Annotated in this window: 13 protein-coding genes and 1 tRNA gene; 8 read left to right on the forward strand and 6 right to left on the reverse strand. The window is 60.6% G+C overall.

Annotated elements, in window-relative coordinates; genetic code table 11:
- Positions 1 to 35: 35 nt before the first annotated feature.
- Positions 36 to 3794, reverse strand: coding sequence for an ATP-binding protein (locus CFBP6623_RS01420; RefSeq protein WP_046800632.1), 3759 nt, complete (start codon positions 3792 to 3794; stop codon positions 36 to 38).
- A 314-nt stretch (positions 3795 to 4108) separates the two neighbouring features.
- On the opposite strand from CFBP6623_RS01420, the gene CFBP6623_RS01425 reads away from it, so the two are divergent.
- The 3 genes from CFBP6623_RS01425 (at position 4109) to CFBP6623_RS01435 (ending at position 6783) form a co-directional block, all read left to right on the forward strand.
- Positions 4109 to 4185, forward strand: a tRNA-His gene (locus CFBP6623_RS01425).
- Positions 4186 to 4414: 229 nt separating this feature from the next.
- Positions 4415 to 6046 (forward strand): Ppx/GppA phosphatase family protein, encoded by a 1632-nt coding sequence (locus tag CFBP6623_RS01430; RefSeq protein WP_046800633.1) that lies wholly within the window; start codon positions 4415 to 4417, stop codon positions 6044 to 6046.
- The gene (locus tag CFBP6623_RS01435) at positions 6043 to 6783 is read left to right on the forward strand and encodes an RlmE family RNA methyltransferase (protein WP_046800634.1); all 741 of its coding nucleotides are present in this window, start codon (positions 6043 to 6045) and stop codon (positions 6781 to 6783) included. Before CFBP6623_RS01430 ends, CFBP6623_RS01435 begins: the two co-directional genes overlap by 4 nt.
- 25 nt (positions 6784 to 6808) lie before the next feature.
- On the opposite strand, the gene CFBP6623_RS01440 is transcribed toward CFBP6623_RS01435, so the two are convergent.
- Positions 6809 to 8206: an MDR family MFS transporter gene (locus tag CFBP6623_RS01440; RefSeq protein ID WP_046800635.1), complete on the reverse strand. Its 1398-nt coding sequence runs from the start codon at positions 8204 to 8206 to the stop codon at positions 6809 to 6811.
- Between the two features lie 208 nt (positions 8207 to 8414).
- On the opposite strand from CFBP6623_RS01440, the gene CFBP6623_RS01445 reads away from it, so the two are divergent.
- The 5 genes from CFBP6623_RS01445 to CFBP6623_RS01470 all read left to right on the forward strand — a co-directional run bounded on the left by CFBP6623_RS01445 (position 8415) and on the right by CFBP6623_RS01470 (position 13794).
- A complete protein-coding gene (locus CFBP6623_RS01445; RefSeq protein WP_046800740.1) occupies positions 8415 to 9416 on the forward strand; it encodes an MBL fold metallo-hydrolase in 1002 nt (333 codons plus the stop codon).
- 179 nt (positions 9417 to 9595) lie between these two features.
- Positions 9596 to 11101 carry an IMP dehydrogenase gene (gene guaB, locus CFBP6623_RS01455; protein ID WP_046800636.1) on the forward strand — a complete coding sequence of 502 codons (1506 nt, stop codon included), beginning with the start codon at positions 9596 to 9598 and terminating at the stop codon, positions 11099 to 11101.
- 114 nt (positions 11102 to 11215) lie between these two features.
- Positions 11216 to 11617 carry an MAPEG family protein gene (locus CFBP6623_RS01460; protein WP_046800637.1) on the forward strand — a complete coding sequence of 134 codons (402 nt, stop codon included), beginning with the start codon at positions 11216 to 11218 and terminating at the stop codon, positions 11615 to 11617.
- Between the two features lie 148 nt (positions 11618 to 11765).
- On the forward strand, positions 11766 to 12794 hold the full coding sequence (gene adhP / locus CFBP6623_RS01465) for an alcohol dehydrogenase AdhP (protein ID WP_046800638.1): 1029 nt from the start codon (positions 11766 to 11768) through the stop codon (positions 12792 to 12794).
- A gap of 124 nt (positions 12795 to 12918) precedes the next feature.
- Positions 12919 to 13794: a dienelactone hydrolase family protein gene (locus CFBP6623_RS01470; RefSeq protein ID WP_046800639.1), complete on the forward strand. Its 876-nt coding sequence runs from the start codon at positions 12919 to 12921 to the stop codon at positions 13792 to 13794.
- Between the two features lie 294 nt (positions 13795 to 14088).
- On the opposite strand, the gene moaB is transcribed toward CFBP6623_RS01470, so the two are convergent.
- The 4 genes from moaB to CFBP6623_RS01495 form a co-directional block, all read right to left on the reverse strand.
- Complete coding sequence (gene moaB / locus CFBP6623_RS01480; protein WP_046800640.1) at positions 14089 to 14634, reverse strand: molybdenum cofactor biosynthesis protein B; 546 nt, start codon at positions 14632 to 14634, stop codon at positions 14089 to 14091.
- Positions 14635 to 14660: 26 nt separating this feature from the next.
- The gene (locus CFBP6623_RS01485) at positions 14661 to 15545 is read right to left on the reverse strand and encodes a 4-(cytidine 5'-diphospho)-2-C-methyl-D-erythritol kinase (protein ID WP_080842283.1); all 885 of its coding nucleotides are present in this window, start codon (positions 15543 to 15545) and stop codon (positions 14661 to 14663) included.
- A gap of 6 nt (positions 15546 to 15551) precedes the next feature.
- A complete protein-coding gene (locus CFBP6623_RS01490; protein WP_080842712.1) occupies positions 15552 to 17396 on the reverse strand; it encodes a tetratricopeptide repeat protein in 1845 nt (614 codons plus the stop codon).
- Positions 17397 to 17586: 190 nt separating this feature from the next.
- Positions 17587 to 18603, reverse strand: a complete 1017-nt coding sequence (locus CFBP6623_RS01495) for a polyprenyl synthetase family protein (RefSeq protein WP_046800741.1) — start codon at positions 18601 to 18603, stop codon at positions 17587 to 17589.
- Positions 18604 to 18699 lie beyond the last annotated feature (96 nt).

An 18699-nucleotide genomic window follows, 5' to 3' on the forward strand; every position in this document is an offset into this window, starting at 1 on the left:
GCCGGTGGCTTTCGCATTGCTACGCCCGCATGACCTCAGTTGGCAAGAACCCGTTGCGACGGAAAGGTGATTTCCACCAGCGTGCCTTCATTCGGCGTCGAGGTGATGGAGAAATTTGCGCGGTTGGCATCCACCATCGCCTTCGTCAGTGGCAGGCCAAGCCCGGTGCCGTCGCCGCGCACGCGCTTGCTGGATGAGGCCACCTGCCGGAATGGCTTCATGGCCTGTTCCAGCTCCGCCCGCGTCATGCCGATGCCGGTGTCGCGGATGCGCAGCGAGACGCTGCCATTCGCCTCGTAGGCCGTAGACACCACGATCTGGCCGCCGGATGGCGTGAAGCGGATGGCGTTGGACAGAATGTTCAGCACGATCTGCTTGATCGAGCGCAGGTCGGCAACGATCTGCGGCACGGATTGTGACAGTGCGGTGCGGATGATGACACGCTGATTGTTGGCCTGCGGCTGCACCAGCGAGACCGCTTCGGCCACCGTCTCGTTCAGCGGCACGGCGATGAAATCCACATCCATCTGCCCGGCCTCGATCTTGGAAATGTCGAGCAGATCATTGACGATGTCGAGCACGTGCCGGCCGGAGCGGCCGATATCATTGGAATATTCCGCATAACGCGGATGGCCGATCGGCCCGAACCGCTCGGTCGCCATCATGTCGGCAAAGCCGATAATGGCGTTGAGCGGTGTGCGGATTTCATGGCTGACGCGGGCCAGGAAATCGGTCTTGTGGGCATTGGCGGTTTCCGCCGCGCGCTTGGCGTTGCGGAGTTCTTCTTCCGTGCGCTTCCATTGGGTAATGTCGCGGATGACGGCGCAATAGCCATGCGAGGATTTAAGCCGCCCGATGGTCATGAACAGCGGCAGGAAACCTCCTGACGCTTCGCGGCCGATCACCTCACGGCCATCATTCAGCACGCTGGCCACACCATTATTGGCAAGGCCGGAGAGATAATCCAGCACGGCGCGCTGGCTCTCATGCGCAAACAGGGTGACGAAGGGCTTGCCGGCAATTTCGCCATTGTCATAGTTGAACAGCGCGCTGGCGGAACGGTTGAGCGAGCGGATTTCGCCGTTGTCTCCCAGTAAAACCACGCCGTCGGTGGCGGTCTCCAGAATGGAATGCAGTTCCTCGACTTCGCCCTGCAGCACGGAAACACTGCCGGCTTCTTCACCCGCTGTTGCTGCCGTATTTTCGTTCGCTGCTGCAACCGGCGTCTGCTTTTCTTCCAGCGGAACCAGCGACAGCATCAGTGCCTTGGTTTCTTCCCAGCGGATGGACTGTAACCGCGCCTTGACCGGAATGATGTCGTTTTCGGCGCTGACCACGACCATGCCGCCCTCATTGTCAGGCATCTCGTCCAGCTCCTGCCGCTGCAGAAGCGCTTCCAGTCCGCCCACATCCTGGAGTTCCTCAAGCGAGGTGTAGCCCGTCAGCCGCAGGAAATCCGGGTTGGCGTGGATCAGCCTGTCGCCGGCATGGACAAGAAGCGCCACCGGCATCTGATCCAGTGTCTCGGCCGTGAGTATACCGGCGGGGCGAGGGGGAGGGCTAACCATCGCGGCGGCAATATCGGCCGTCGGCTGCTGGTCCGTTGCGGTGTCTTCCTTCTCGCCGGTATCGATTTCAGTCGTCGGCGCGGGGGCGGCAGCCGGCCGCTCACCGCGAACATAATCGGCGAAAAGGTCGTCCTCTTCCGCCGTTTCGGTTGCCTTGGCAGCCTCTTGAGCGTTCTGCGTTTCGTCCACAGGCGTTTCCGGGGCGATATCTTCACGACTATCCTGCGGAACCGGCGCGGCGGAATAAGCCTCTTCGTCCGCTTTGCGGTTCTCGTCTGCAAGGGCATCGATGGGCGCAAGTGTTCGGCCGATTTCCCTGAAGGCGGCCTGTTCGCCTGCGGTCAGACCCTCTCTCGAGCGTGAGCGGCGCTCTTCCAGATGAACGACCTTGTCGGAATAGGAGGGCTCGGCTTCTGGAGCGGGTGCCAGCGTCGGCGCTTCGAATTCCGCCGGGCTGTCATCGTGATGCTGGTCTTCGTCTGAAATCTCGCCCGTGGTGCCGTCAGATTCAACCGGGGTCTCATCGCCACCGGCAGAAACAGCATCGTCTTCGGCGGCGTCATCCTCTTCGAGAAAAGCCAGCAATTCGTGGCTTTCATCCTCGGTGTCCGGTTGTGGCGAAGCCTCGGTCGGAAAAATCTCCTGACCTTCCAGGAAGGTCAGGCCGGTGGCATGCGGATCTTGCGCGGCGTCGGCAAGCCGCACGATGCCGAAACCACGGAATCCGTCGAATTCGCGCGAGCGCGTATAGGTGGGCAGGGCGGCGAGGTCGATCGGCACCATCAGTGAGGTGCCTTCCACCGGCCAATAGATCGTCTTGCCCGACCATGTGTCGCGACGGCTAAGAAGTTCGCGAATCTTGCCATCCGGATCGAGGTTGAAAAGCGCGGCCACATCGGCAAAGCCCATGCCTTCGACAGCCGCCGCCTTTGTGCCGACAGCTTCTGCGAATTCATGCGAAATCGAGCTGAAGCGCCCCTCTGCATCGATTTTCCAGACGAAACGGGATGCGCGGGCACCGGCATTAAACACAAAAGCCGGTGCTTCTTCTGCGGCTTCCGTTTCCGCCGGGATATCCCCTTCCGCCGGCGCGGCGGCCTGAGCAGTCACGGTTTCGGTGATCTCTTCCGCTGGTGCGCTCTCAGCTTCTTCGAATGCCTCTTCAGCATGGTCGTGACCGGCGGCACGCTCGATTGCCGGCGCCTCTTCATCATCTGCATCGAGTTCGAAGAGATCGGCAATATCGTCCGTCATGGCCTCCTGCGCGGCGGCATCGGCATCTTCGACAGGAATATCCAGCAGGGCCTCGGCCTGTTCTTCTGCCGGCAGGGGAAGGGCGTCCAGTTCCTGTTCCGCCACAATCTCGTCTTCGATATCGGCAGGCAGTTCCGGCACGTCCTCCACATCCTCGATACCGGCAACGGCATCAAGCACGGAATCAAAGGAGGCCGCGGCTGCGGCAACAGGTGCGGCCTCTGCGGCCGGCAAAACTGGCTGAACGGCAGCCGGTGCTTCCTGCGGCTTGTCTTCAGCAAAACCGTTGACGGGATCGAGCGTACCAAGCGCGGTCTCGACCACGAACATCAGGTTGAGTTCGGGTGACGCCGTGATCTGGCCCGTAGCCGCCGGCAGATAACCCTTGCCCGTCGGCACGGGACGTTTGACGAGATGGCCGGACTGGCCTGCGGCCATGCGCACCAGCGTCCTTGCCGTATTCGGCGTAATACCGAGTGACGAGAAGCGCGGCGAAGCAGCGATAATCTCGTTTTCGCCGTTCAGAACCGCCATATGAATATCGGGGTCGTCAAAACCTTCGATCATGCGCCGGGCGCATTCCGCCGTGTCAGGCGCGGCCTGATCGGTAAGGGCGGAAAACAGTATTGCGGGCTGGCCCGGTTCCGCTTCAATGATTTCCGCCTTGGCGGTCACGGCAATGCTGCGGAACCCGGCATTGATGCGAATGGTAAACGGCAGGCTGTCGCCCGCCTGGGAAAGCCGTGCCGCCGTTGCCGCCAGCTGCCGGAAGGTCACATCCTGCCGCTTCGGGCCCTGTTCCAGAAAATCGTAGACCATCGGCGTGCCGAACAAAGCCGCACCCCGGCCGTTGGCCCAAAGGGCGCTCTGAAGGTCGAGCGAAAACAAAGCCATCGCCTCGCCGCGCCCGAAACCTTCACGCACCCGTTCATGCACTGCTATATCGATAAAGGGATACTGGACGGCGGGCATGTCGAAACCTATTCTGGCACTACCGGACCTCGAGGGCTTTTCAGCCTCCTCATGAAGCTGAAAGGTAAACCCGCTATGGCACCACGTTAACAGAATTTTAAATAACTTCACAGGCCGGCGGGGTCCACCATCCGGCGGATGAATCGCCAAATAGAGTTAACATGAACAGGCCTCGGCTCCGCCCCTTATCCGTCTCGGCGCAATGAAAGCGCTTGCCTTTCGACGCCTTTTTTCGCAAAATTCACAGAGGCACTTGCAAATGGGGGAAACACCTTTTATGTCACCCCCCGTGACGCCGCTTCGGCGTTTCATGTGCGGTTGTAGCTCAGTTGGTTAGAGCGCAGGTTTGTGGCACCTGAGGTCGGTGGTTCGACCCCACTCAACCGTACCATTCCCTTCTCCCGATAAGTCTATATGTCACAACGACTTACCGGGAGATGGGAGTAATTTTTCTCCCTGTCTGATATCCCGGTTTTCAAAAGTTCGCGAAAATGATCACAGCGATTGTGGCAGTCCGCGCCTGCCTTTCTCATCGCAAGTGAACCGTTGCCGTTTTCGGTGCGGGAAAAACCATTTGGCTAAAATCTCTTGCGCTGGTATTGTCTGCCCAACGAAACCTTATGAAAGCCAGCAGCATAGCGTCTTCGCTTGTGCGCGGCGAAATGGACAAGACAGTGATCGACCCCGGAAACGGCCCAAAGCCGTCGGACCAAGGGGCATCGGTGGCGAACAAAGGGAAAGCGAAGCGATCCCGTCGTGGCAAGAAACACAAGCGTGACGGGAAGCCCCGTGACGCCGCTGTGCTGTCGCATGATGTTGCCGCGGATGTTCCGGCCGGTTCTCCCTACGTGTCGGCTCTCGAGCCGGATGCCGAACCACGCAAGAGAAAGCGCCGGCGGCGTTCTCGCGGCAAAGGCGCGTCCACCCAGCAGAGTGTGTCTGCATCCGGTGAACAGGCGCAGGATCCAGTTGCAACGGACGCGACAAATCCATCCTCCGCACCGCCCGGCGGTGTTCGCAAATCGCGCAACCGCAAGCGTGCTCACCGCGATCCGCGTGGACGGGATCCGCAGGGGCGCCCGCTGGTTCCCTCCCAGGCACCAAGACATGTCGGCAAGCAGAACGGTCGCGCCAACGGGGCTTCTCAGGATCCGCACCGGCAGCAATCGGATTCCGCACGTCAGGCGGGTCGTCATCACGAGCATGGCCAGGACACGCCGGCGGATATGTATGCGGCGCTCGATCTCGGCACCAATAATTGCCGCCTGCTGATTGCGCAGCCGACACGTCCAGGCCAGTTCCGGGTCGTCGACGCCTTTTCGCGCATCGTCCGGCTGGGCGAGGGGCTGGTGTCCACCGGCCGGCTTTCCGACGACGCGATGGATCGCGCCGTCGAAGCTCTGAAGGTCTGCTCGGCGAAACTTTCCGGTCGCCCGATAAGGCGCATGCGGCTGATCGCCACCGAAGCCTGCCGTGCGGCTACCAATGGTGAAGAGTTTCTGTCGCGCGTCACCCGCGAAACCGGCTTGAGACTCGAAATCATCAGCCGCGAGACGGAAGCCCGGCTTGCGGTCTCGGGTTGCGCCTCGCTTGTCGGGCGTGAAGCACGCTCCGTTGTGCTGTTCGATATTGGCGGCGGATCGTCGGAAATCGCGGTCATCAAGGTCGGTGAAAACCGGTCGAACCGGCTCGCCAACCACATCACCCACTGGACCTCGCTTCCGGTCGGCGTCGTCACGCTCTCGGAACGCCATGGCGGCCGTGATGTGACGCCTGATGTCTTTGCCGCCATGGTGCGGGAAGTTGAAGGGCTGCTGGATGCCTTCCATTGCCCGCCTCTGGCGCCGCATTTGCATCACGAGGATTTCCATCTGATCGGAACATCCGGCACGGTGACGACGCTTGCGGGTGTTCACCTCGATCTGCCGCGCTATGATCGCCGCAAGGTGGATGGCCTCTGGCTTTCCGATGCCGAGGTGACCGCGATGCAGGACAAGCTTCTGGCATGGGATTTCGCCGGCCGCGCCGCCAATGCCTGCATCGGTCCTGACAGGGCCGATCTGGTTCTGGCGGGTTGCGCCATTCTTGAGGCCATTCGCCGCCGCTGGCCGTCACGCCGCATGCGGGTGGCTGATCGTGGCCTGCGCGAAGGGCTTTTGACGGATATGATGGCGGATGACGGCGCTTGGCGGCGCAACCGCATAAGGCGCATGCAGATGGTACGGCAGGACAGAACGGAAGGTTTGACATGAGCAAGGCGCCGACAAGCACCAATCGTACCGGCCGCAAGATCGGCCAGAAGGTCAAGAAGACCAAGCTCAAGGCCTCGTCGCGCCGTTGGCTGGAGCGTCATATCAATGACCCCTATGTGCAGCGCGCCAAGCTGGAAGGCTATCGCGCCCGCGCCGCCTTCAAGCTGTTGGAAATCAACGACAAGCATCAGATTCTGAAGGGTGCGACCCGCATCATCGACCTTGGCGCCGCACCCGGAAGCTGGTCGCAGATCGCCTCCAAGGTCACGGATTCCACCGAGGATGATATCCGCGTTGCGGCCATCGATTTTCTTGAAATCGATCCGATCCCCGGCGTGAAGATCCTGCAGCTCGACTTCCTCGACCCGACCGCGCCGGACCAGCTGATGGAAGCTGTCGGCGGCACGCCCGATCTTGTCTTGTCGGATATGGCGGCGCCAACCACGGGCCACCAGAAGACCGACCACATCCGCACCATGCATCTATGCGAAGTCGCAGCCGATTTTGCGGTTCAGGTGTTGGCGGAAGGCGGCCATTTCCTGGCCAAGACCTTCCAGGGCGGCACCGAAAAGGCGCTGCTGGACATGCTGAAGAAGAACTTCAAGCAGGTGCTGCACATCAAGCCGGCGTCGTCACGCTCGGAATCGGTCGAGATGTTCCTGCTTGCCAAGCACTTCAAGGGCCGCAAGAACGAGCCCGCTATCGATGCCGACGCTGAAGAAGCGGCTGAAGACTGATCAATCCGCCGGTTGCGAAACCCTGTCACTCCGCCGGTTGCGAAACCTTGCCGCGGTGGCCGGAGACGGCCGCCCCGGCCTGTGCGTCCATGCGGATGATCGGCACGACGGCGAACAGCGAAACCAGCGCCACGATGGTGAAGGCGATGTGGAAATCGGCAAGCTGAAGATGCGTACCCGACATCATGTTGCTGACTTCCAGAATGGACGCGGCGAATGCCACGCCAAGTGCCAGGCTGATCTGTTGCAGCACCGAGGCCATCGAGGTTGCCTGGCTGGCCTGACTGTCCTCGATATCGGAATAGCTGAGCGCGTTTGATCCGGTGAAGAAGAACGACCGGGCAAATCCGGCCGTGACCAGAAAGATCATGATTAGCGGGTAGGGCGTATCCGGCGTGAAGAAGCTGTTGGCGAGTGTCGTGCAGGCGCCGACGATGCCGGCCCCGATCAGCGTTGACTTGAACCCGGTTGCCGCAAACACCCGCTTGGCCATGAATTTTGTGGTGATCGCGCCAATCGCACCGGCAAAGGTGATCATGCCTGACTGGAACGGGTTGAGCCCGAAGCCGATCTGCAACATCAGCGGCATCAGGAAGGGAATGGCGCCCGTTGAAATGCGGAAGATCGTGCCGCCAACGGAGGCCGCCCGGAAGGTCGCATTCTGAAAAATCCGGAAATCCAGAATGGGGGCGGGGTGGCGCGCGGCGTGGCGCATGTAAAGAAATCCGCAGATAAAACCGATGATCGTCGAGGCGATGCCGATGGCGGGTGGCAGAGCCGGAAGACTGACCACCGACACACCGAATACCACGCCCGAAGCGGCGATGCCTGAGAGCACGAACCCCTTGCCATCCATCGGCGGGGGATTGGTGGTTTCGATTTCCGGCAGGAAGATGGTGGAGAGCCAGATGCCGATGATGCCGATGGGCACGTTGATCAGGAAAATCCAGTGCCATGAAAAATAGGTGGTGATGAAGCCGCCAATCGGCGGACCGGTGAGCGGCCCGACAAGTCCCGGTATCGTCAGCAACGCCATGGCGGAAACGAGTTCACTGCGCTTGGTCGTGCGCAGGAGAACGAGGCGACCAACGGGCGTCATCATCGCACCGCCCATGCCCTGCAGGAAACGCGAGAGCACGAATTCAAACACCGACGATGAGACCGCGCAACAGATCGACCCGACCACAAAGACGCCGATGGCGAAACGGAAGATTTTCTTCGCGCCATATTTGTCGGCCATCCAGCCGCTGATGGGAATGAAGATCGCCAGCGCCACCATATAGGCGGTCAGCGCGAGCTTCAGCGTGATCGGTCCGACATTGAGGTCTGCTGCAATCGCCGGAAGCGAGGTGGCGATGACGGTGGAGTCCATCTGCTCCATAAAGAGAGCGACTGCCAGGATCAGGGGAATGATGCGGTTCATGAGGCTGCCTGCGGCTTTCCGCTGCGACAAGGATATCGCCGTTCCTCCTACGCCTGATAGGCCGGCTTGCCAACACGTTAATTATCAATTTCGGAAGTTCCGATCAAACCTGCGTGAGGCCGGTTTTCTTGCAACTTTCTCGCTCTATTGTCCGTTGGGTGAGTTCAGTTGGTGATAACGGCCAGTTGGCGAAATCGGAGACAAGATGATGACCCAATCCTTGAGCATGAGCAGACGCGGCCTCATCGGTGCGGCCGGCGCAACCGTCCTCGGCGCGCCGCTGTTGATGGCGCGCACCGCAACGGCCCAGACCAACCAGCCACAAACCTCCATGGAGATCAAACACGCCATGCCGCCGGAAACCAACCGCTTCAAGCTCGGCAATTTCGAAGTGCTTGTCGTGAAGGACGGCGCGCGCGCCGCGCCCAATCCGGGCGAGACCTTCGGCACTGACCAATCGGCGGAGACGGTCGGTAAACTGCTGGAAGACAATTTTCTGCCGAAGGACCAATTCGTCAATTCCTTCTCGCCGGTTCTCGTCAATACCGGCTCAGACCTCGTGCTGTTCGACACCGGCTTCGGCGAGGCCGGCCGTGGGGCGGGGAATGGCCGCCTGATCGAAGGCATGGCGGCGGCCGGTTACACGCCGGAGGATGTGACTGTTGTCGTGCTGACCCACATGCACGGCGACCATATTGGCGGACTGATGGAAAAGGGTGCACCAGCCTTTTCAAAGGCGCGTTACGTGGTCGGTCAGGCGGAATATGATTTCTGGACGGATGAGAAGCGGGTCGGCACGCCTGCCGAGGGTGGGCACAAGGGCGTTATCGCCAACGTCAAGCCACTGGCGGAAAAGGCAACCTTCATCGGTGACGGCGACAATGTGGTGTCCGGCATCACCGGCATCGCGGCTTTCGGCCATTCGCCGGGACACATGATTTTCCGTGTCGAATCGGAAGGCAGGCAGCTGATCCTGACGGCGGATACTGCCAACCATTTCGTCCTGTCGCTGCAAAGGCCGGACTGGGAAGTGAAGTTCGACATGGACAAGGCAGCGGCCGCCGCCACCCGCAAGAAGGTCTATGACATGATCGCCACCGACCGTCTGCCCTTCCTCGGCTATCACATGCCTTTCCCTTCCGTCGGTTATGCGGAAAAGCTGGATACGGGTTATCGTTTCGTGCCGAAATCCTACCAGTTCGATATCTGATATCTGCTGCAATGCAGCAACAGAGGAAACCCGGAAGGTTATTCCGGGTTTTTTCTATTCCCTTCCTGTCATGAACGTGTTACCAGCCCTCGCCAACTTCCAAGCAATCCTTGCAGGGCGCCGGGGTGAACTTTTCGTTCCGGAACGGCCACGCATTTTCAGTATGAAGGAATTTGGTCATGGCACGCATCATTCAAACACCCACTGGTTTGGACGCTCTCACATTTGACGATGTGTTGCTGCAGCCCGGGCATTCCGAAGTCATGCCGGGGCAGACGAATATCGCCACCCGCATCGCCCGCGATATCGATCTCAACCTGCCGATCCTGTCTTCTGCCATGGATACGGTCACCGAAGGCCGTCTTGCCATCGCCATGGCCCAGGCCGGCGGCATCGGTGTCATCCACCGTAACCTGACCCCCATCGAGCAGGCCGAAGAAGTGCGGCAGGTGAAGAAGTTCGAAAGCGGCATGGTCGTCAACCCGGTCACAATCGGCCCAGATGCGACGCTTGCCGAAGCACAGGCCTTGATGAAGGCGCACGGCATTTCGGGCATTCCGGTGGTTGAAAACGGCGGTGCCGGTGGCCATAAGAACGGCCGGCTCGTCGGCATCCTGACGAACCGCGACGTGCGTTTTGCCTCCGATCCGCAGCAGAAGATCTACGAACTGATGACCCGCGAAAACCTGGTCACGGTCAAGGAAAGCAGCGTCGACCAGCAGGAAGCCCGCCATCTCTTGCACAAGCACCGCATTGAAAAGCTGCTGGTGGTGGATGGAAAAGGCAATTGCGTCGGCCTCATCACCGTCAAGGATATCGAGAAGTCGCAGCTGAACCCCAACGCCACCAAGGATGCGCAGGGCCGCCTTCGCGCCGCTGCCGCCATCAGCGTCGGTGCTGACGCCATCGAGCGCGCCGAGCGCCTCATCGATGCCGGCGTCGACCTTCTGGTCGTCGATACCGCGCATGGCCATTCGCAGCGCGTGCTGGATGCCGTCTCGCAGGTCAAGAAGATGTCGAACTCGGTTCGCATCATCGCCGGCAATGTCGCCACCGCTGACGGCACCAAGGCGCTGATCGATGCCGGCGCCGATGGCGTCAAGGTCGGCATCGGCCCCGGTTCCATCTGCACCACCCGCATCGTCGCCGGTGTCGGCGTTCCGCAGCTTGCAGCGATCATGGCCTCGGTCGAAGTGGCCAATGCGGCCGACATCCCCGTCATTGCCGATGGCGGCATCAAATTCTCGGGCGATCTGGCCAAGGCAATCGCTGCCGGCGCTTCCGCCGTCATGATCGGCTCGCTTTTGGCCGGCACGGATGAAAGCCCGGGTGAAGTGTTCCTCTATCAGGGCCGTTCCTTCAAGGCTTATCGCGGCATGGGTTCCGTTGGCGCCATGGCGCGCGGTTCCGCCGACCGTTATTTCCAGGCCGAAGTGCGTGACACGCTGAAGCTCGTGCCGGAAGGTATCGAAGGTCAGGTTCCCTACAAGGGACCGGTCTCCGGTGTGCTGCACCAGCTGGCCGGCGGCCTGAAGGCTGCCATGGGTTATGTCGGCGGCAGCAACATCAAGGAATTCCAGGAGCGCGCCACCTTCGTTCGCATCTCCAGCGCCGGCCTGCGTGAAAGCCACGCACATGACGTGACGATCACCCGCGAAAGCCCGAACTATCCCGGCGCGGTTTGATCTTTCGAACCGAATCCGTAAGAAGATAGACTGAGTATTTGGCGCTTCCCGATTCCAGCCGGATCGGGAAGCGTTTTCATGATTGGGGGAGAAAACATGTCACCGACGACCGCAATGTTCTGGCCGATGATCGCCCATGTCTTTCTCGTTTTCTGGCTTTACGGGCTACTGCTCTACCGTCGCAAGAAATATACCTTCACGGATCGCGAATCGGCCATTCGTCTTCGCGACAAGAGTGAAGAAGCGCGGGAAAGCTATCTGGTGAACCGCAATATCGCCAACCAGTTCGAACTTCCCGTCCTGTTTCATATCGCCTGCCTGCTGCTCTACATCACCGATGCGGACAACATCGTCACCATCGTACTGGCCTGGCTGTTCGTGCTCTCGCGTTATGCCCATTCCTATGTCCACGTTACCACTAACCGGCTGCGTCACCGCGGGGCACTGTTCGGCATCGGCTTTGCCCTAATCGTGTGCCTGTGGGCATGGCTCGCCATCTGGTTGGCGCTGGAATGAAACAGCACCGTCAGGTTGACTCATAAGTGAGACAATCGCGCCTTTAAAATCACCCGATTTGCGATGGGTCAATTCCATGACGTCCCATCCCCGTTAATCTCTGCCTGCCGTCGAGGATTTCAGGCGAGCAGAGATTGAGGAGTATGTCATGGCAAAAACAATGAAGGCAGCCGTCGTCCGCGCGTTTGGAAAACCGCTGACCATCGAGGAAGTGGCGATACCGGATCCCGGCCCCGGTGAAATTCTCATCAACTACAAGGCGACGGGCGTTTGCCACACCGACCTGCACGCCGCAACGGGCGATTGGCCGGTCAAACCCAACCCACCCTTCATTCCCGGCCATGAAGGTGCGGGTTATGTCGCGAAAATCGGCGCTGGCGTCACCGGCATCAAGGAAGGCGACCGCGCCGGCACGCCCTGGCTCTATACCGCCTGCGGATGCTGCATCCCCTGCCGCACCGGCTGGGAAACCCTTTGCCCGAGCCAGAAGAATTCCGGCTATTCCGTCAATGGCAGCTTTGCCGAATATGGCCTTGCCGATCCGAAATTCGTCGGCCGCCTGCCGGACAATCTGGACTTCGGCCCGGCGGCCCCGGTGCTCTGCGCCGGTGTCACCGTCTATAAGGGCCTCAAGGAAACCGAGGTCAGGCCCGGTGAATGGGTGGTCATTTCAGGCATTGGCGGCCTGGGTCACATGGCCGTGCAATACGCCAAGGCCATGGGCATGCATGTCGTTGCCGCCGATATTTTCGACGACAAGCTGGCGCTTGCGAAAAAACTCGGTGCAGATGTCGTCGTCAATGGTCGTGCGCCTGACGCGGTGGAGCAGGTGCAGAAGGCGACCGGCGGCGTCCATGGCGCGCTGGTGACGGCGGTGTCGCCCAAGGCCATGGAGCAGGCCTACGGCTTCCTGCGCTCCAAGGGCACCATGGCGCTTGTCGGCCTTCCGCCGGGCTTCATCTCCATTCCGGTGTTCGACACGGTACTGAAGCGCATCACGGTGCGCGGTTCCATCGTCGGCACAAGGCAGGATCTGGAGGAAGCGCTGACCTTTGCCGGTGAAGGCAAGGTGGCGGCCCACTTCTCCTGGGACAAGCTCGAAAACATCAACGATATCTTCCACCGCATGGAAGAGGGCAAGATCGACGGCCGTATCGTCGTCGACCTCGCCGCCTGAGACAAATGACATGGGTTGCGGCGCTCACGCAAAAGTGTGGCGCCGCTTCCGCCCACCCCGTTCCCCGCGGGGCGATCTGCGTTATCCTCCCTGCCGCATCCGCGCGCTCAAGGAGGACAGGGTGATGGACAAGCCGAAGATTACGCAGGCCATGATCGACGCTTACGATGAATATACCCATCTCAGCCTCGACCGCCGCAAATTCATGGAAAAACTCACAGTACTTGCCGGTTCCGGCGCTGCTGCGGCGGCGATCGCGCCGCTTCTTTCGGCCAACAGCGCCCGTGCGGCCATCGTCGCGCCTGACGATGCGGGGATCGTGGCGGAAGACGTGACCTATCCCGCTCCCGGTGGCGAGATGAAAGGTTACCTCGTCACGCCGAAATCGGTGTCGGGACCGATCGGCTCCGTCATCGTCATCCACGAGAACCGTGGCCTGAACGACCATATCCGCGATGTGGCAAGACGTGTGGCGCTTGCCGGTTTCAGGGCGCTTGCGGTCGATTTCCTCTCCCCGCAGGGCGGTACGCCTGCCGATGAGGACAAGGCGCGGGAAATGTTCAGCGGCCTCGACATGGACGCAACGGTCGCCAATGCCGAAGCGGGCCGGGTGTGGCTCGCGGCCCGGCAGGGTGCGAACGGCAAGGTCGGCGCGGTCGGCTTCTGCTGGGGTGGTGGGCTGGTCAACCGTTTCGCCACCAAATCGGCCGGCCTGAATGCCGGCGTCGCCTATTACGGTCAGCAGGCCCCGGCGGCCGATGTGCCTGATATCAAGGCGCCGCTGCTCTTGCACTATGCGGGTCTCGACGAGCGCATCAATGCCGGCATCGATGCCTATAAGAAGGCGTTGGAAGACAACGGCAAGACCTTCGAAATCTTCGTTTATGACGGCGTCAACCACGCCTTCAACAATGATACGTCCTCGGCACGCTACGACAAGAAGGCCGCCGATCTCGCCTGGGGGCGGACGGTGGAGTTTTTCAAGAAATATCTGGGGTGATGGGTTTTCGAGGTGGCCGCTTGTTCCTTCTTCCCGTCGGGGAAGGAGGAAAGGCTCTAGATGTTGTCCACTTATAATGGGCCAAAGGTGCGTGGGGCTTTACCCCCTCTGCCCTGCCGGGCATCTCCCCCTCAAGGGGGGGAGATCGATACGCGGATAGGTTTCGCCCATCTCATAGTCTGAGAATGAAGTGGAGGTAGCCCCTCCTGCTGATCTCCCCCTTGAGGGGGAGATGCCCGGCAGGGCAGAGGGGGTAAAGCCCCACGCACCTTTGGTCCGATCTCAGGGGATGCTCTAAACCCCACCACCCCCACGCTTCAAATGCTCATCCAGCCTTGGCATGATCTCCACGAAATTGCAGGGCAGGTGGCGATAATCCAGCTGGGCCTTGAGGATACCGTCCCAGGCATCCTTGCACGCACCCGGAGAGCCGGGCAGCACGAAGATGAAGGTGGCGTTGGCGACCCCGCCGGTTGCCCGCGACTGGATGGTGGCAGTGCCGATCTTGTCATAGGAGATGCGATGGAAGACGGCGGAAAACCCGTCCATGCGCTTTTCGAACAGCGGTTCCAGCGCGTCGGGCGTCACGTCGCGGCCAGTAAAACCGGTGCCGCCGGTGGTGATGACCACATCCACGCCCGGGGCCAGCGTCCAGTCACGCACGGTGTTGAAAATGGCGGCCCTGTCATCCGGTACAATGGCGCGCGCGGCGAGACGGTGTCCCGCCTCCTCGAGCCTAGCGACGAGCGTATCGCCGGATTTGTCGTTCTCCAGCGTGCGGCTGTCCGACACGGTCAAAACCGCAATGCCAAGGGGAATGAAGGGTCTTTCGCCTGCCATGGCCTTATCCTCGAATTATATGGTCCTCAAATGGTCCGCGTCGCCTGAAAATACCAGCCGGGGCGTTTCTTCCGAAGCGATGTTTCCGCGTTTCGGGCGGCATCGAAGGAATGGAAAACCCCGAAGCATGTCGCACCCGAACCGGACATGCGGACAAGCGCGGCATCTTCCTGCGACAGCATGTCGATGATCTCGCCGATCTCCGGCAGCAACGTTTGCGCGGGTGGTTGCAGATCGTTGCGGCTTTGCGCCAGAAAATCCACCCAGCCAATTGTCGCACGTGCCGGCAGGCGAGGATTGGTCTTGTTTTGCAGGCGTCGGAATATATCCGGCGTCGAGACGGCTTTCAGCGGATTGGCGAGCACCAGAAACAGGCAGGGCAGATCGGAGACCGGTTCGATCTCCGCGCCAATGCCGCGTGCGATGAGGGGCCGGCTTTCAAGGCACATCGGCACATCCGCGCCGAGTGTGAGCGCAAGCGATGCCAGTCTTTCCGGCTCTATCGTAACCTGCCAGTGCCGCAGAAGCGCCCGAAAGGTAGCCGCCGCATCCGCCGAACCGCCGCCAATGCCGGAGGCGACCGGAAGGTTCTTTTCGAGGTGAATGGCAACCGGACGGCCTGACTGACCCGTGGCCGCAAGCGCATCACGCAGTCTGTCCCGGGCGCGGGTGACGAGATTGTCGCCGCCATCGTCGGTACGCAGGAGATCGCCGAAAGGGCCGGAGATAGAGAAGGCATCGGCATCCGCATCGCGAATACGGATCACGTCGCCGGCCTCGGTGAATGTCACCAGCGTTTCGAGCAGATGATAGCCATCCGCCCGCTGGCCGGTCACATGCAGTGCCAGATTGATTTTTGCCGGGGCCGCCTCGATGGTCTCGGTGGCCCCGGAAACCTCATGCACACGCATGCGGCGTCAGGATTTCTTGTCCGGGGTAGGAGCGGCCGGTGCCGGAGGAGCCGGCGGCTGCGGCGCGGCATCCTTCTTGGCGGTGTTTTCGGCATCTTTTTCCACCGGCGGCAAGCCGTTGGCGATCTTTTCCTTCACCTTCGCCTTGTCCACATCATCGCTGTCGCCGATCATGGCACGGTTCCACTGGTAGACGGCCTCGATCTTGCGGCCCACGCGCCAATAGGCGTCGCCCAGATGGTCGTTGATGGTCGGGTCGCCGGCCTTGAGTTCGATTGCCCGCTCCAGCTCCGTCACGGCGTCATCGAAAGCGCCGAGGCGATAATGCGCCCAGCCAAGCGAATCGACGATGTAACCATCATTGGGGCGAAGCTCGACGGCGCGGCTGATCATCTTCATGCCTTCGTCGAGATTGATGCCCTTATCCACCCAGGAATAACCAAGATAGTTCAGCACCTGCGGCTGCTCCGGGTTCAACTCCAGCGCCCGCTTGAAATTCGGTTCGGCCTTGTCCCATTCCTTCAGCCGCTCATAGGCGATGCCGCGCTGGAAGAACACCGACCAGTCGGATTTCTGCGGCACGGCGCCGATAACCTCGATGGCCTTGTCGTAATTTTCGGCCATGGCGCGATAGTCCTTGGCGTCCGAAAGCACGCTGCCATAAGCGAGGTAGGAGCGGACGTCCTTCGGGTCGGATTCAAGCAGGGATTTGAGGTGCTGGCGCGCCTCATCCACCTTGCCGGTCTGCGCGAGCGTCAGTCCGAGCTGCAGCTCGGAGATGCGATACATCGGCGAATCCTTCGGCACATCGCGGTAAAACACGATGGCGCGTTCAGGCTGCTTCATGGCTTCAGCAAGCCCGCCGAGAAGAATAAGCGTATCGGGGCTTTTTTGATCGAGCGCGCGTGACGTCTGCAGATAAAGCGTAACGATTTCCTCGGCGCCTTCGCGGTTCAATGCCCCGGCAATGGAGAACATGACGCTGGCCGCGCCTTCCACCGCATTGGTGATCTGCTGTTCCGGCTTCTCACCCTTTTCGATTGCTTCGCGCAGCGCTTTCAGCGGCGCATAATTGGGCGCGAAAGTATCGCCGACCGCAATCGCATCCAGCGCCTTCTGCCTGTTGCCGGCGGAAGCCTCCAGGCGTGCAAGCGCCATCACCGCGCGCATATAGGTATCGGACGCCGTTGCGCCGCCTTCGCGATCCGTCACCGCTTCGTTGAGGCTTTTCCGGGCGGCATCGATATTGCCGCTGACAAGGGCGATGGCGGCCGCATTGTATTTCTGGAAGATCGAAATCCAGCCCGGGCCCTTCATGTTGTTGACGAGCGCCAGCGCTTCCTTCGGCTTGCCGGAACCGGCACGCGCCCATGCGGTCAAAAGCGTGTTGACCATGCGGTCAAGATCGTTCGGGCCGGTATATTTCAGGATTTTTTCGGCCTTGGTGAATTCCTTGTCCTTGATGGCGTCAAGGCCGCGCACGATGGTCGTCACCCGTTCGACGGACGTATCGTCCTTCATCGAATCGGCGATCTTGGCGCCAGCCTCGAAATTGCCGCTCAGAAGTTCGGCGATCATCAGCCGCTGGCGGATTTCCGTATTGGCCGGATCGAATTCCAGCGCCTTCTTGTAGAGCGAAATCGCCGTCGGATAATCCTGGTCGACATCGGCATTCCGACCGGCAAGGAAAGCGCCGGAGAAGGTGTTCACCTTGCCGGGATCGAAGGTGACGGCCTTGTCTTCCGTTTTCGCCTTTGTCTCAGCAAAGCCGGGGCTTGCACCCGCACCAATCGTGAGAGCGGCGGCAAGAGCCGCGCTGCAGAGAAGACGAAGTGCTGGTTTACGCCGCATGAGGGAACCTTTGCCTTTGTGCGAATGCACGGAAAAATCAGTTTCCATTGTTTGGTCACGATAGAATGGCTTTTTTGAAGCAACCCCGCAAGAAATTATGGCCCGGCCACAATTGCGCCTTGCGAAAAATCCGGCCCGAAACATCGGGCGGATGGTCCTGCCCATCCGCCGTTCGCGTGGGCCTTCAGCCTCAGTTCAGACGCTCGATGCAGAAGTCGATCACTTCCAGAAGCGCATTTTTCCACGGGCTCTGCGGCAGCGGGGCCAGCGCATCGCGGGCAATGGTGCCATAATGTGTGGCGCGGCCGATCGTATCGCCAAGACCATTATATTTGGTAATCAGGCCCAGCGCCTTTTCGAGGTTCTCGTCGCTGCTTTCGCCCTTTTCAATGGCGTTACGCCAGAAGGCGCGCTCGTCCTGCGTGCCGCGACGATAGGAAAGGATGACCGGCAGCGTAATCTTGCCTTCGCGGAAATCGTCGCCGGTATTCTTGCCGAGATCGGCGGACTTGCCGCCGTAATCCAGCACATCGTCGACGAGCTGGAAGGCAAGGCCGAGATTCATGCCGTAGGATTTCAGCGCGCTACGGGTGGCCTTGTCGGTCTTCGCAACGATCGGGCCGACTTCCGCCGCAGCCGCAAACAGGGCCGCGGTCTTGGCGCGAATCACCTGCAGATAATCGTCTTCGGTGGTTTCCATGTTCTTGGCGACCGAAAGCTGCAGCACCTCGCCCTCGGCGATAACAGAAGCGGCGGTGGACAGCACGTCGAGCGCATCGAGAGAGCCGACATCCACCATCATGCGGAAGGCCTGGCCGAGCAGGAAGTCGCCGACGAGAACGCTCGCCTGGTTGCCCCAGATGGTGCGGGCGGTGGATTTGCCGCGGCGCAGGTCGCTTTCATCCACCACGTCGTCATGCAGAAGCGTCGCGGTGTGCATGAATTCCACGCTGGTGGCGAGCTTGATGTGGTGGTCGCCCTCGTAACCGAACATCGAGGCCGAAGCGAGCGTCAGCATCGGCCGCAGGCGCTTGCCGCCGGATGAGATCAGATGGTTGGCCACCTCGGGTATCATCTGGACATCGGAACCGGCCTTGGAGAGGATAAGCTGGTTCACCTGTTCCATGTCGGGGCGGGTCAGGTCGACAAGCGGCTTGACGGATGCGAGTTTGTTTTTGCTTTCTTCAAGCGGTATGACGACGCCCAAGGGACAGGACTCCTGTTCGAATTTGAATTCGACAATAAAAACTGGCGCCTTGCGCGGCAAGGGGCGAATTGCCGCTAGCCATTCAAAAAGATGGGA

The sequence above is a fragment of the Agrobacterium tumefaciens genome (assembly GCF_005221385.1).
Lineage (GTDB): Bacteria > Pseudomonadota > Alphaproteobacteria > Rhizobiales > Rhizobiaceae > Agrobacterium > Agrobacterium tomkonis.